Origin of the sequence: Arenimonas sp. (assembly GCF_041919775.1) — a bacterium.
Taxonomy (GTDB): domain Bacteria; phylum Pseudomonadota; class Gammaproteobacteria; order Xanthomonadales; family Xanthomonadaceae; genus Arenimonas.
Window position 1 is genome coordinate 52,626 of sequence record NZ_JAYRTE010000010.1, and the last position, 13,803, is coordinate 66,428.

The 13,803-nt window shown below is 69.9% G+C and carries 13 protein-coding genes; 7 read left to right on the plus strand and 6 right to left on the minus strand.

Annotated elements, in window-relative coordinates; translation table 11 throughout:
- Position 1 precedes the first annotated feature (1 nt).
- Together ACE3TE_RS07695 and epmB are read right to left on the minus strand one after the other, a co-directional pair.
- Complete coding sequence (locus ACE3TE_RS07695) at positions 2 to 2,077, minus strand: EAL domain-containing protein (RefSeq protein WP_374603739.1); 2,076 nt, start codon at positions 2,075 to 2,077, stop codon at positions 2 to 4.
- A gap of 103 nt (positions 2,078 to 2,180) precedes the next feature.
- Entirely contained in the window at positions 2,181 to 3,203 is a 1,023-nt protein-coding gene (gene epmB / locus ACE3TE_RS07700; RefSeq protein ID WP_374603741.1) for an EF-P beta-lysylation protein EpmB, read from the minus strand.
- A gap of 43 nt (positions 3,204 to 3,246) precedes the next feature.
- Here epmB and efp point away from each other — a divergent pair, with 43 nt between their 5' ends.
- The 6 genes from efp to folE2 all read left to right on the plus strand — a co-directional run bounded on the left by efp (position 3,247) and on the right by folE2 (position 8,365).
- Entirely contained in the window at positions 3,247 to 3,813 is a 567-nt protein-coding gene (efp, locus tag ACE3TE_RS07705; protein ID WP_374603743.1) for an elongation factor P, read from the plus strand.
- A gap of 4 nt (positions 3,814 to 3,817) precedes the next feature.
- Positions 3,818 to 5,164: a TRZ/ATZ family hydrolase gene (locus ACE3TE_RS07710; RefSeq protein ID WP_374603745.1), complete on the plus strand. Its 1,347-nt coding sequence runs from the start codon at positions 3,818 to 3,820 to the stop codon at positions 5,162 to 5,164.
- On the plus strand, positions 5,161 to 5,871 hold the full coding sequence (gene ubiG / locus ACE3TE_RS07715; protein ID WP_374603747.1) for a bifunctional 2-polyprenyl-6-hydroxyphenol methylase/3-demethylubiquinol 3-O-methyltransferase UbiG: 711 nt from the start codon (positions 5,161 to 5,163) through the stop codon (positions 5,869 to 5,871). Before ACE3TE_RS07710 ends, ubiG begins: the two co-directional genes overlap by 4 nt.
- Positions 5,868 to 6,524: a phosphoglycolate phosphatase gene (gene gph / locus ACE3TE_RS07720; protein ID WP_374603749.1), complete on the plus strand. Its 657-nt coding sequence runs from the start codon at positions 5,868 to 5,870 to the stop codon at positions 6,522 to 6,524. Before ubiG ends, gph begins: the two co-directional genes overlap by 4 nt.
- Entirely contained in the window at positions 6,521 to 7,288 is a 768-nt protein-coding gene (locus tag ACE3TE_RS07725; protein ID WP_374603751.1) for a hypothetical protein, read from the plus strand. Before gph ends, ACE3TE_RS07725 begins: the two co-directional genes overlap by 4 nt.
- Positions 7,289 to 7,390: 102 nt before the next feature.
- Positions 7,391 to 8,365: a GTP cyclohydrolase FolE2 gene (gene folE2, locus ACE3TE_RS07730; RefSeq protein WP_374603753.1), complete on the plus strand. Its 975-nt coding sequence runs from the start codon at positions 7,391 to 7,393 to the stop codon at positions 8,363 to 8,365.
- A gap of 33 nt (positions 8,366 to 8,398) precedes the next feature.
- Here the strand turns inward: folE2 and ACE3TE_RS07735 are convergent, their stop codons facing one another.
- The 4 genes from ACE3TE_RS07735 to yidD are packed head-to-tail and all read right to left on the minus strand — an operon-like array spanning position 8,399 to position 12,715.
- Positions 8,399 to 9,973 (minus strand): peptidoglycan DD-metalloendopeptidase family protein, encoded by a 1,575-nt coding sequence (locus ACE3TE_RS07735; RefSeq protein WP_374603755.1) that lies wholly within the window; start codon positions 9,971 to 9,973, stop codon positions 8,399 to 8,401.
- Positions 9,974 to 10,033: 60 nt separating this feature from the next.
- Positions 10,034 to 11,596, minus strand: a complete 1,563-nt coding sequence (locus tag ACE3TE_RS07740; protein WP_374603757.1) for a M23 family metallopeptidase — start codon at positions 11,594 to 11,596, stop codon at positions 10,034 to 10,036.
- Complete coding sequence (locus ACE3TE_RS07745) at positions 11,593 to 12,408, minus strand: M23 family metallopeptidase (RefSeq protein WP_374603758.1); 816 nt, start codon at positions 12,406 to 12,408, stop codon at positions 11,593 to 11,595. The genes ACE3TE_RS07740 and ACE3TE_RS07745 overlap by 4 nt, the downstream gene beginning before the upstream one ends.
- A gap of 43 nt (positions 12,409 to 12,451) precedes the next feature.
- Entirely contained in the window at positions 12,452 to 12,715 is a 264-nt protein-coding gene (gene yidD / locus ACE3TE_RS07750; RefSeq protein WP_374603760.1) for a membrane protein insertion efficiency factor YidD, read from the minus strand.
- A 65-nt stretch (positions 12,716 to 12,780) separates the two neighbouring features.
- Between yidD and dksA the strand changes: the two genes are divergently transcribed.
- Positions 12,781 to 13,737 (plus strand): RNA polymerase-binding protein DksA, encoded by a 957-nt coding sequence (gene dksA / locus ACE3TE_RS07755; RefSeq protein WP_374603796.1) that lies wholly within the window; start codon positions 12,781 to 12,783, stop codon positions 13,735 to 13,737.
- Positions 13,738 to 13,803: the final 66 nt, after the last annotated feature.

The following is a 13,803-nucleotide window of genomic DNA, read 5'->3' on the forward strand; positions in this document are numbered from 1 at the left end:
CTCAGCCGAAGTCGTAGTTCATCTGCGGGCCGGGCGCGGCCAGGAAATTGCCTTCGACGAAGTCGACGCCCATGCCGAACAGCACGCTCATGGTGCTGGCGTCCGAGACGAACTCGGCGAGCGCAAGCTTGCCGGCCTCGTGGGCCTTGTGGACGATGTCGCGCACCTGCTTCTGCACGTCCGGGTTCTTGCCCAGCTCGGTGATGAAGCTGCGGTCGATCTTCAGGATGGCCGGGTCGAAATGGGTGAGCATCTGGAACGAGTTCAGGCCGGTGCCGAACTGTTCCAGCGCGACCCGGCAGCCCACGGCCGACACCGCCTTCTGGAAGGACTGCAGCGACTTGAGGTGGGTGAAAACCTTCGATTCCGGGATCTGCAGCACCAGCCGCTCGCCGGCCACGCGGTGGGCCTTGAGCTGTTCGGCGATGTGGTTTTCCAGGCCGCCCTCGACCAGCGAGGCCGGGGTGATCTTGACGAAAAGGTTGGTGACCTTGCCGGCCTGGGCACGTTCGGCGATGACGCCGATGGCATGGGTGATCACCCAGCGGTCGATGTCGTCGAGCAGGCCGTGCTCCTCGGCGATGGCCAGGTAGGTCATCGGCGGGATCACTTCGCCGCCCTGGCCCTTCATGCGCAGGTAGACGTCGTAGTTCTCTTCCTCGGCGCCGGTCAGGCTGATGATCGGCTGGTAGTGCAGGACGAACTGGTCGTTGGCCAGGGCTTCGCGGATGCGCTGCACCCAGGCCTGGATGCGCTCTTCCTCGGCGCGGTCGCGCGCGGCCGGGTCGAAGATCTCGATGCGGTTGCCACCCATGCCTTCGCAGGCGGCCAGGCACTGGCTGGACTTGGCCATCACCTGGGTCACCGAGGCGATGCGCTCGCCGATCTGCACGCCGCCGATGCTGACGCTGAGGTTCACCGAACGTTCGCCCAGCTCGAGTATGTGGTCCTTGAAGGCTTCGCGGATGCGGTCGGCCTGGGCCTGGCTCTGGGTGTGGTCGTGCGCCTGGCACAGCACCGCGAACCCGTGGTCGCTCATGCGCGCCACGAGGGTCTCCGGGTCGAGGGCGCCCTTGAGGCGTTCGGCCACGCCCTTGATCAGGTCGTCGGCCGATGCCAGGCCGATCTCGGCCAGCAGGTTCTCGTAGTGGTCCGGCTCCATCAGCAGCAGTGCCTGCTTGTCCTTGCCCTCGGTGGCGCGCATCACCGCGGCCTCGAGTTCGGTCATGAAGTGCTGGCGGTTGAACAGGCCGGTCAGCGAGTCGCGCTGGCGCAGCGAATCGAGCTCGGCGGCCATGTCCGCGTCGACCGTCTGCTGGCGGAAGACGATCTGCAGGCAGCTCTCGCCTTCGTAGGTGGCCGGGGTGAATTCCATCACCGCATCGAAGGTGCTGCCGTCGGTGCGCTGGGCCTGCAGCTCGAGCTGGCGCGGCGGCGCCTCGCCCTTGCTCATCTTCTTCAGGACCTGGCGGAAATTGTCGGCGTGCTGGGGCGCGATCAGGTCGAGCACCGTCAGGCCTTCGATTTCCTCGAAGTCCTCGAAGCCGAACATCTCCAGGTAGGCGTCGTTGGCCCGGATGTGCATGCCCTCGTGCACGTAGGCAATCGGGTCGCGCGAGGAGGCGATCAGCGCGTCGCAGCGGCGCTCGGTTTCGCGCAGGGCGGCTTCGAGGTGGCGAAGTCCGCGCCGGGCCTGCAGCGCGGAGAATTCGGAGCGGACGACGGCCTGCATGTGTTCGGCGCGGCCGCGGATGGCGACGTCGCGGGTGCCCGCGGCCAGCGCCGCCAGCGCCACTTTTTCATCGAGCGTGGTGACCGAGGCGATCACCGGGATGTCCTTGCCGGTGGCCGTGACGCGCTCGAGCACCGTGGCCAGCGGCAGGTAGTCGGCCTCGAAGGCAGCGACGACGATGTCGATGCTCTGCTTGCCGAGCAATTCGACGAGTTCGTCCTCGGATTCCGGGCGCTGCGGACGCACCGCCATGCCGCCGTTGCGCAGGTGGCTGATGATTTGTTCGGCGTCGTCCAGGCGGTCTTCGACCAGGAGCAAACGGATCACGGCATCCTGCTGTGCCATCCAGGGGCACTCCTTTACGCATCAATGGCTTGCACGGGGGGATTGAGACAATACCAGAATGCCGGCGGAGGCAACATCCTGTCCCAATGGACGGGTCGAACGCTTACAAGGGGGTCTTGGCGGGAGCGCCGGCGACCTCGCGCACAAGCCGTGGCACGAGATAGCCGGGCAGGCTGGCGGCCAGTTCCCCGTGCAGGAACCGGGCCCGCTCGTCGGGGACCTCGAAATGGGCCGTGCCCGCGACGCGGTCGAGCTGGTGCAGGTAGTAGGGCAGGGTGCCGGCGGCAAACAGGCGTTCGGACAGGTCGGCCAGGGCCGGGAGCGAATCGTTGACCCCGCGCAGCAGCACCGCCTGGTTGAGCAGGTGCACTCCCGCGCCGCGCAGTCGGGCCAGGGCCGCGGCGACCGCTTCGTCGATCTCGTTGCCATGGTTGGCGTGCACGACCATCACCACCGGCCAGGGCAGACTGGCCAGCCAGGCCAGCAGTTCTTCGTCGACGCGTTCAGGCAGGACCACCGGCAAGCGGGTATGCAGGCGCAGGCGGCGCACGTGCGGCAGGCCGGCAAGGGCCCGGGTGAACTCGGCGAGCTTGGCCGTCGACAGCGACAGCGGGTCGCCTCCCGACAGCAACACTTCGCTGACGCTGGTGTCCGCCGCGAGGTAGTCCAGGGCTTCGCGCCAGCCCCCCGCGGCGGCGGTCTGTTCGGCGTAGGGGTAGTGCCTGCGGAAGCAGTAGCGGCAATGCACGGCGCAGCTGCCGGTGGCCACCAGCAGCACCCGGCCGCGGTATTTGTGGATGACCCCGGTGCCGCCGCTGGCGGCCAGGTCGCCGACCGCGTCCGTCCCGAACCCCGGCAAGACCCGGTCCTCGTCGTCCAGGGGCAGGACCTGGCGCAGCAGGGGGTCGTGGGGGTCGCCGCGGCGCATCCTGTCGACGAAGCCACGCGGCACCCGCAGCGGGAAGCCGGTCATCGCTCCGGGCGACAGGCGCCCGGCCAGCTCCGGCAGCCCCAGCAGGCCAAGCAGTTCGGCCGGGTCGCGGATCGCATCGCGCCACAGCTGCTGCCACCGCGCGGACGGGGCCGGCGGGACGGGCTGCAGGGCAGGGGCAGGGGCAGGTATCATATTCGGCTTCACCCATTGTAACCGGGACACCCAGGAGCAACGCATGGCCAGCTATGGCATGAACGACGTCAAGAACGGCATGAAGATCATCGTCAACGGCGAGCCGTGCGTGATCACCGACACCGAGTACGTCAAGCCGGGCAAGGGCCAGGCCTTCACCCGCATCAAGTACCGCTTCATCAAGTCTGGCCGCACGGTCGAGCTGACCATGAAGGCCACCGACAGCCTCGAGGCCGCCGACGTGGTCGATACCGACATGCGCTTCCTGTACGCGGACGGCGAGTTCTGGCACTTCATGGACCCCGACACCTTCGAGCAGGTGCAGTGCGACGAAGCCGGCATCGGCGAGACGAAGAACTACCTCAAGGGCGAGGAAGACTGCGTGGTCACGCTGTGGAACGGCACGCCGATTTCCGTGCAGGCGCCGAACTTCGTCGAGCTCAAGATCGTCGAGACCGACCCGGGCGTGCGCGGCGACACCTCGGGCGGCGGCGGCAAGCCGGCCAAGCTCGAGACCGGCGCCGTGGTCCGCGTGCCGCTGTTCGTCAACCAGGACGAAGTCATCAAGGTCGACACCCGCTCCGGCGAATACGTCTCCCGGGTGAAGTGACCGGATGACCACGAGCACCGCCCCGCAGGCCTGCGACCTGCTGATCGAAGCCGGCTGGGTGGTCCCGGTCGAGCCCGCCGGCGTGGTGCTTGAAGACCACGCCGTCGCCATCCGCGACGGCCGCATCCTGGCCGTGCTGCCGCGCGAGCAGGCGCGGGCACGATTCAGCGCCGCCGAGGTGGTGTCACGGCCCGAGGCCGCGCTGATCCCGGGCCTGGTCAACAGCCACTGCCACAATCCGATGACGCTGCTGCGCGGCGTCGCCGACGACCTGCCGCTGATGACCTGGCTGCAGGAGCACATCTGGCCGGTGGAAGGGCAGGTGATCGGCCCCGAGTTCGTCGCCGACGGCATCGAACTGGCCGTGGCCGAGATGCTGCGCGGCGGCACCACCGCCTGCGCCGAGAACTACTTCTTCCCGGACGTGCAGGCCAGCACCTACTCGCGCCTGGGCTTCCGCGCCCTGGTCGGCCTGCCGGTCATCGATTTCCCGACCGCCTGGGCCCGCACCCAGGACGAATATTTCGACAAGGGCCTGGAAGTGCACGACAACTGGCGGCGCGACCCGTTGGTGTCGCTGTGTTTCGTGCCGCATGCGCCGTACACCGTCAACGATGCGGCCTTCGAACGCATCCGCATGCTGGCCGACCAGCTCGACCTGGTCGTGCACTGCCATATCCACGAGGCCGCGCAAGAGAACATCGACGCGATGAAGGCGCACGGCATGCGCCAGCTGGCCCGCCTCGACCGCCTGGGCCTGGTCAACGACCGGCTGATGGCCGTGCACATGACCGACCTCACCGACGCCGAGATCGCGCTGTGCGCCGAGCGCGGCGTGTCGGTGGTGCACTGCCCGGAATCGAACCTCAAGCTGGCTTCGGGCTTCTGCCCGGTGGCGAAGCTGCAGAAGGCGGGCGTGAACCTCGGCATCGCCACCGACGGCTGCGCCAGCAACAACGACCTGGACATGTTCGGCGAGATGCGCACCGCGGCGCTGCTGGCCAAGGGCGTGTCCGGCGATGCCTCGGCGCTGGACGCCGCCAGCGCGCTGCGCGCGGCCACGCTCGGCAGCGCCCGCGCGATGGGCCTGGGCGACAGCATCGGTTCGATCGAACCGGGCAAGCTGGCCGACCTGGCCTGCGTCGACCTGTCGCCGCTGGAAACCCAGCCGCTGCACAACGTGATTTCGCAGCTGGTCTACGCCGCCGGCCGCCAACAGGTGTCCGACGTCTGGATCGCTGGCAAGGCGCGCCTGGCCGGCGGCAAGCTGCTGGACCTGGACACCGACGCCATCCGCGCCAAGGCCCGGCGCTGGCGCGAGCGCATCGCCGGCCTGCGGGGTGGCGCATGAACACCGCGGGCGCCAACGTTTCCCAGGCCGAAATCGACAAGTTCGGCGCGCTGGCACGCCGCTGGTGGGATCCGCAGGGTCCGCAGCGGCCGCTGCACGAACTCAACCCGGCGCGCCTGGGTTACGTCGAAAAGCAGGTTCCGCTGGCCGGCGCCCGCGTGCTGGATGTCGGCTGCGGCGGCGGCCTGCTCAGCGAAGCGATGGCAGCCCATGGCGCGCAGGTAACGGCGCTCGACCTCGCGCCCGGGCTGATTGAAGTCGCCCGCCTGCACCTGCTCGAATCCGGCCTGCAGGTCGACTACCGCCTGCAGTCGGTGGAGTCGCTGGCCGATGAAATGCCCGGCAGCTTCGATGCGATCACCTGCATGGAGATGCTCGAACACGTGCCCGACCCGGGCTCGGTGCTGCGCGCCTGCGCAAAGCTGCTCAGGCCCGGCGGCGTGCTGCTGCTGTCGACGCTCAACCGCACGCCGGCCGCGTTCGCGCTGGCCATCGTCGGCGCCGAGTACGTGGCCCGGCTGCTGCCGCGCGGCACCCACGACTACAAGCAGTTCATCAAGCCATCCGAACTCGGCGCATGGCTGCGCGCCGCCGGCCTGTCGCTGCAGGACGTCTCCGGCCTGGCCTACGACCCGGTGCGCCGCAAGGCCTGGGTGGGCGGGCCGACCGCGGTGAACTACCTTGCCAGCGCGGTGAAACCCGGATGAGCAAGACGCCGGCGGTCGTGCTGTTCGACCTCGACGGCACCCTGGTGGACAGCGCCCCGGACCTGGCGATGGCCGCCAACCGGGTGCTGGCCGACCACGGCCGCCCGCCGGTGGCCTACGAACGCCTGCGCCAGGTCGTTTCCAAGGGCGGCCGGGCGATGCTGGCGGTGACCTTCCCGGACCTGACTGACGAGCAGCGCGAACCGCTGCTGCCGGTGTTCCTGCGTTATTACGGTGAAGCGCTGGCGGTGCACAGCACGCTCTTCGATGGCGTCGATGCCTTGCTCGCGGCGCTCGACGCGCGCGGCCTGCGCTGGGGCATCGTCACCAACAAGCCCGAGGGCCTGGCCCGCGGCGTGGTCGAAGGCTTCGGCTGGCGCCAGCGCTGCGCGGTGCTGGTCGGCGGCGATACGCTGCCCACGCGCAAGCCCGACCCGGCGCCGCTGCTGCACGCCTGCCGCCAGTTGGGCGTGACGCCCGGTGACGTCCTGTACGTCGGCGACGACCTGCGCGACGTGCAGGCCGCGAACGCCGCCGGCATGCCCTGCGTGGCGGCGCTGTGGGGCTATCGCGAGGATGGCGACGATCCGATGCGCTGGCAGGCCGCGTTCGTCGCCGCCCATGCCAGCGAGGTGCTGGAGCACCTGCCGTGAGCGCGCCGCGCGGTGAGGCCATCGAACACTTCGTGGCGAAGTGGCAGCGGCGTGAGCCCGAGATGGCGCAGGCCGAGGTGTTCTGCCCGCCCGCGCTGCGCCCCCGCTACCGCGCCTGGGGCAGCCTGCTGCATGAACTGCGCGAGTCGGCGTTCGAACTGAGCGACCCGCGCGTGGCCGAGGTCAAGACCCAGTGGTGGGCCGAAGAGTTGCTGGGTCTGGCCGAGGGACGCAGTCGCCACCCGGTCACCGCGCCGCTGGCCGGCGTGCCCGCGAACTGGCCTGCACTCGTGCATGCGCTGGTGGCGCTGCCGGCGTCCGACGCCCGGCCCGGCGACACCGGCGCCGCGCTGGCACGTTTCGGCGCCCTGGCCGCCGCCATCGCCGATACCGAAGCCCGCCTGTTCGAACACCCCGCGGGCGGGCGGGATGCCGACGCCGTCGCCGTGCACCTGCTGCTGCACCGCCTGCCCGAAGGCCTGGCCGCCGACGACCAGGCCGGGCTGCCGATGAACCTGCTGGCGCGGCACGGCCTGACCGCCGCCCAGGTGGCGGCCGGGCAGGGCGACCCGCTGCTTCGCGACTGGGCCACCGCGCTGCTGGCGGCGCTGCCGCTGCCGGCCAGCCATCCGGGCCTGTATCGCCGGCTGCGCGCCGGCTTCGACCGGGCCCGCCTGGCGCGCCTGGCCGCGGGGCGCGGTTTCGATCCGCCTGGCCCCTTCGTCACCCTGCTGCGCGCCTGGCGCCTCGCGCGGCGGGCCTGAAATGCAACGTTGCGTCTTTCGTGCCCGATAGGCCCCGCAACTTGACGTAGCCTGCACCGCACCCCACCTAGCTTGTCTGCGACACCGATAAGGAGAGCCACCTTGGCCCCGAGCAATCTCGAGAACACCGCCCGCGTCCTGCCCGACGTGGCCAATCAACCCCGCGTCGCCCTCGCCGGCGCGCTGGACTGGGTGGGCATGGGCGAGATCGAGATGCCGGTCAGCCTGGCCGGCGAGAACGGGCGCCAGGCCACCGCCGCGGCGCGCGTCAATGCCTTCGTGAACCTGGCCCAGCCCGACGTGCGCGGCATCCACATGTCGCGGCTGTACCTGCACGTGGACAAGATGCTTTCCAGCGAACCGGCGACGCCGGCCTCGCTGCGCCGCCTGCTTAAGGATTTCCTCGATTCGCACGCCGGCCTGTCCGACCGGGCGATGGTCAGCCTGCGCTTCGAACACATGGTGCGCCGCCAGGCGCTCGCCAGCGACAACAGCGGCTGGAAGGCCTACCCGGTGACGATCACCGCGGTGATGGACCGCGGCCACTTCGCGCTGGAGCTGGGCCTGTCGGTGGCGTACTCGAGCACCTGCCCGTGTTCGGCGGCGCTGGCCCGCCAGCTGATCCAGGAGCAGTTCGAAGCCGATTTCGCCGCCGGCAAGCCGGTCGAGCGCGAGGCCGTGCTGGCCTGGCTGGGCACCGAACAGGGCATCCGCGCCACGCCGCACAGCCAGCGCAGCCATGCCGAGGTGAAGCTGCGCCTGGTGCCCTCGTTCCAGGACTTCCCGATCATCGAGGTGATCGACCGCATCGAAGCCGCGCTCAAGACCCCGGTGCAGACGGCGGTCAAGCGCGTGGACGAACAGGCCTTCGCGCTGCTCAACGGCCAGAACCTGATGTTCTGCGAAGACGCCGCGCGGCGCATCAAGTCGGCGCTGCAGGACGACGAGCGCATCAGCGACTTCTGGCTGCGCGCCTCGCACCTGGAAAGCCTGCACCCGCACGATGCGGTCGCGGTGGCCACCAAGGGCGTGGCCGGCGGTTATTCGGCGCTGCCCGAGGGCCTGGCGCCGCGCTGAGGCAGCGCCGCCCCTTCCCGGGAATCCCTGCCGCTAGCCGCAGTCGAGGCCGGCCGTCCGCCCCAGGCGTTCGAGGTTGAGCACCTGGGTGCCGTCGGTGCCGTCGAGTTCGGCGACAGCGGTTTCGCAGTTGACGAAGGTGATCCGCGCCTGGCCCCAGGTCGGGCGCTGGATCGCGCCCGGGTCGAGGCCGTTGAAGCGCCCGCCCACGGTTTCGTACATCTCGAAAACCACCTCTTGGTTGAAGTCCCAGGCACCGTCGCGCTGGCCGACCAGGAAGAAGTTGCTGCCGTCGTCGTGGTGGCCGTAGAAGAACACCAGCGCGGTGTTGCCGTTGATCCAGTGCAGCTCGAAGCCCTGGCCGGACGTGGCCGGCTCGAACCAGGCGCCGATCAGGCCGCGCATGTCGCCGATCGCCTGGGTAGTGCTGCCGACCCGGAAGTCATGGCGCTTGGTTTCGCCTTCGAAGCTGGCCTCGAAGGTCCACAGGCCGTGTGGCGCATCGGCCGGGATCGTGTTGTTCCAGTACCAGTAACTGGCGTTGTAGAACGGCGGCGCGCCGGCGTCGGCGGAATCGAAGCTCCAGGACTGGAACACGCTGCGGTCGGGCCGCAGCACCCGCAGCTGCGTCACCTGTCCGCGACCCTGGTCGCGGTAGGCGGCCATCAGGGTGATCGGGTCGCCCGGCTGGAAATGATCCTTGTAGCGCGGGGTGTCCGTGCCCGGCTGCGTGATCGCGCCGTTCGGACAGGTGGCCAGCTGCGGCGCCGCGCTGTGCGTGGACACCTGGTTCAGCGCTGAATCCCGGTAGGGACGCTGGCTGGCCCAGGCGGTCGGCGCGGCGTTGCAGGCGCCGGTGTGCGGTTCGATCACGGCGGCACCGGCCGTTTCGTTGGCGCGCAGCTCCAGGTGCAGGTGCGGGCCCGTCGAGATGCCCGAGCTGCCGACCTTGCCCAGGGCTTCGCCGGCGGCGATGGCGCTGCCGATCGGACGCGTGGTCACCGACCCCTGCTTGAGGTGCAGGTAGCGCGCCACGGTGCCGTCGCCGTGGCGGATGACCACGTAGTTGGGGGTGTCGGGCGCGTTCATCGAGCACGAGCGGTCGTTGTTGCCGTCGCCGCGCGCCACCAGGATGCCGGGCGCCACGGCCAGCACGTCGACCGCGCCCTGGTCCATCAGCTGCCAGCCGAAGGGCCAGGTGAAGTAGTCGATGCCGCGGTGGTTGTAGCCGCCGGCGGTGTCGTAGCTGCGGGTGCCGCAGCTGAAGTCGCGGACCTGGTTGGGAAAGGCCGGCTCGAGGTCGACGAAATTCGAGATGCCGTGCAGGTCGGTGCCGGCGCCGTCCACCGGGCCCAGCGGCCAGCCAAGGCCGGACACCTTCGGCGTGCCCGCCGGCAGCCGGCCCTGCTTCTGCAGCATCGCCATGTTCGCCTGCACTTCTTCGGCGAGGCGCTGGTCGAGGGCCGGCGAGACGTGGTCGGCGTGTTCGCTGCCCTGCACGGCATGGCCGCCGTCGGGTCGGATCGCGTGCGCCGGCAGCGCAAGGCCCAGGGCGATCAGCAGGCCCAGGGCGGTCCGGGCGGGCAGGTTGGCAGGCACTCGTTGCATCGTTGCTCTCCGGTGGAATCTGCGCCCGCAGCATGCCAGCGGCGGGGCGCGGTTGCAGCCTCAGTGGCAGTCCAGTCCGTCGGTGCGGCCAAGGCGTTCGAGGCTGAGTACCTGGCTGCCGTCCGCGCCGTCGAGTTCGGCGACGGCGGTTTCGCAGTTGACGAAGGTGATCCGCGCCTGGCCCCAGGTCGGGCGCTGGATTGCGCCCGGGTCGAGGCCGTTGAAGCGTCCGCCCACGGTTTCGTACATCTCGAAAACCACCTCCTGGTTGAAGTCCCAGGCGCCGTCGCGCTGGCCGACCAGGAAGAAGTTGCTGCCGTCGTCGTGGTGGCCGTAGAAGAACACCAGCGCGGTCGTGTCGTTGATCCACTGCAGCTCCAGGCCCTGGCCGGCGGTGGCCGGATCGAACCAGGCGCCGATCAGGCCGCGCATGTCGCCGATCGCCTGCGTGCTGTCGCCAACCCGGAAGGCATGCCGCAGGGTCTTGCCGGCGAAGCTGGCCTCGTAGGTCCACAGTCCGTGCGCGGCGTCGGCCGGCAGCGCATGCGTCCAGAGCCAGTAGCCGGCCACGACGTGCTGGCTGGTCACCTCGGGGTCGTCCGCGCTGTCGAACTGCCAGTCGCGGAACACCTGCCCCCTGGCATCGATCACGCGGAAGCGGCTGGCCTCGCCGCGCGGCAGGTCGCGGTAGGCCGCCAGGAAGGTCACGGCCTGGCCGCCGAGGAACTGGTCGCGGAAATGCGGGGTCTCGACGGTGTCCGGGCAGGTCGGGAAGGTCGGCTCCGCCGAATGCGTGGAAATGCGGGTGAGCAGCGGTTCGCGGTAGGGGCGCTGGCTGGCCCAGCCGAGGCTGCCGGTATTGCAGGCGCCCTGGTGGGCTTCGATCACCGGCGCATTGACGTGGTTGCTTGCACGCAGTTCGAAATGCAGGTGGGGCATGCGGGAAATGCCCGAGCTGCCGACCTTGCCGATCACCTCGCCGGCGGCGATGGCGCTGCCGATCGGACGCGTGGTGACCGAGCCGCGCTTCATGTGCAGGTAGCGGGCGATGCTGCCGTCGGCGTGCAGCACGATGGCGTAGTTGGCGTCATCCGGGCCGTTCCAGTCGCAGGAGCGGTCGTGCGCGCCGTCGCGGGTCTCGATCAGCACGCCGGGTGCGGCTGCGCGGATGTCCACGGGCGCCGCGTCCATCAGGTGCCAGGGGAAGGGCCAGGGCAGGTAGTCGATGCCGCGGTGGTTGTAGCCGGCGGCGGTGTCGTAGCTGCGGGTGCCGCAGGTGTAGTCCCTGACCCGGTTGGGAAAGGCGGGATCCAGGTCGACGAAGCCCGTGGTTGCATGCCATTCCGCACCGGGCCCCGCGCCTGGCCCCATCGGCCAGGCCAGGGCCGGAACCGCGCTCTTTGCGGCAGGCGGGAGCCGACCCTCGCGGCGGAGCGCGTCGATGTTGCGATCCACGGCTTCCACCAGGCGGCGGTCGAACTCCGGAGACACCTGGTCGGCGGCGGCCGGGTGTTCGAGCACCACGCGACCCTGGGGCGCAGCGGCAGCGGCGGGCAGGCAAAGCACCAGTAAAAGGCCGGCCAGCATGCCGCGGGCGGGCAGGGAGCCGAGGGCGGCGCTCATGGCGCCGGCCACTTTGCCAGTACCGCCCGCGGATCGACGCGCACGCCGAACCAGTTCATGCCCCAGTGCATGTGCGGCCCGGTGGCGCGGCCGGTGGCACCGACCTGGCCGATCACCTGGCCGGCCTCGACCCGGTCGCCCACGGCAACGTCAAGCTTGCTCAGGTGCAGGAAATTGGAGCTGACCCCGTGCCCGTGGTCGAGCAGCACGGTGCCTCCCGTGAGGTACAGGCCCGGGTCGGCGAACGTCACCACGCCGGCCGCGGGCGCGCGGATCGGCGTGCCGGTCGGGGCGGCGACGTCCAGGCCCGAATGCGGCGAGCGCGGCGTCCCGTTGTAGATGCGCTGGCTTCCGTAGACGCCGCTGATGCGGCCCTGCAGGGGCCAGCGGAAGCCTTCGGCGAAGTCGCTGCGGCCGTCGTCGCGCTCCCGGGCGGCCACCACCTTCGCCTGTTCGCGGGCGATGCGGGCGGCGATGGCGGGATCGGGCGTGACCGTCTGCTGCGGCACGCCGTCGACGCGCTCGATCTTCCATTCGCGGCCGGCCACCGGCCGCATCACGGTCTCCAGGCGTCCGTCGGGCAGCTTCACCAGCAGGCTGACCGGCCCGGCCTCGTCGCGGCCCAGGCCAAACACGAACCGGCCCTGCCCGTCCACGCGCAGGCTGCGGTCGCCGTAGACCACTTCGCTGCCGGGCTGGGTGCGGCCGACGACGAGATCGCCCTGGGCGAGGTGGTCGGGCAGGTGCACGGATTCGCCGGCCGAGGCGCCTGCCAGCAGCGGCAGCAGCAGGTTCCAGATCACCGCGGGCACCCTGCGGGCCTGGCGGGGGAAGCGGGCAGGGGCGGCAGGAGGCTCATTCGGGTCCTTTTTTGTTCCAGGTTTCAGGCACGGGGTCGGGCCCGCCGGGGTGCAGGGGGTGGCACTTGCCGATGCGCTTGGCGCCCAGCCAGCTGCCGCGCAGCACGCCGAAGCGTTCGATCGCCTCCATCGTGTAGCTCGAGCAGCTGGGATAAAAACGGCAGCGCTGGCCGAGAAGGGGGCTGATGGCCACTTTGTAGCCGCGCAGGAGGAGGAGGACGGGTTTTTTCACTGATTGCGCCGGCGGGGCCGTCGGCATAAGGTTGCCGCTGGAGAAGGACTAGGCTATAACACGCCGCCTTCGAGCCTCAAGGAAAGAGAGGAATCGCCCTAGTGGCCGTCAAGAAAACCATCAAGAAGGCCGGCAAGCCGGCCGCCAAGAAGCCCGCCAAGGCGGCCAAATCCGCAAAGCCCGCCAGGAAGCCGGCGGCAAAGGCCAAAGCGCCTGCGAAACCCGTGAAAAAGACCGCCAAGCCGGCTGCGAAGCCGGTCCGGAAGGCGGCTGCCAAGCCGTCTCCGGTCAAGAAGGCGGTCGCCAAGGTGGCCAAGAAGGCTGTCAAGGCGGTCAAGAAAGTCGTCAAGGCCGTCAAGCCGGCGGCCAAGGCGGTGAAGAAGGCAGCGCCCAAGGCGTCGGCCAAGCCGGCTGCGAAGGCGGTGCCCAAAGCGGCTGCGAAGCCGGCGGCCAAACCTGCGCCGAAGCCTGCACCGAAGCCGGTCGCCAAGGCGGCCAAGCCGGTCACCAAGGCCGCTCCGGCGCCTGCGCCGGTGGCCAGGCCGGCGGTCAAGCGCAGCGGCGGCGTCGTGGCGGGTTACGTCAAGCCGGCGACCCCGCGTCCCGAGCGCATCAAGCCGGCGACGGCGCGCACCGTGCGGGTGGACCTGCCGGCGGGCTACAAGCCCAGCGCGAAAGAGGAATACATGGGTCCGATGCACCTGGAATACTTCCGCCAGCGCCTGCTGCAGTGGAAGGACGACCTGGTCGAGGAGTCCAAGCAGACCATCGAGAACCTCAAGGAAGAGGTGCGCGACGTCGGCGACGAAGCCGAGCGCGCCAGCCGCGAGTCCGAAAACAGCCTGGAACTGCGCACCCGCGACCGCTACCGCAAGCTGATCAGCAAGATCGACAGCACGCTCAAGCGCATCGAGGACGGCAGCTACGGTTACTGCGTGGACACCGGCGAGGAAATCGGCCTCGAGCGCCTCGAAGCCCGCCTCACCGCGGAACGCACCATCGACGCGCAGGAACGCTGGGAACATCGCCAGAAGCAGATGGGCGAATAAACCCCGGTAACGTCGTTCATGAAAAAGCCCCGGGAAACCGGGGCTTTTTTTGTTCACCGTGGGAGG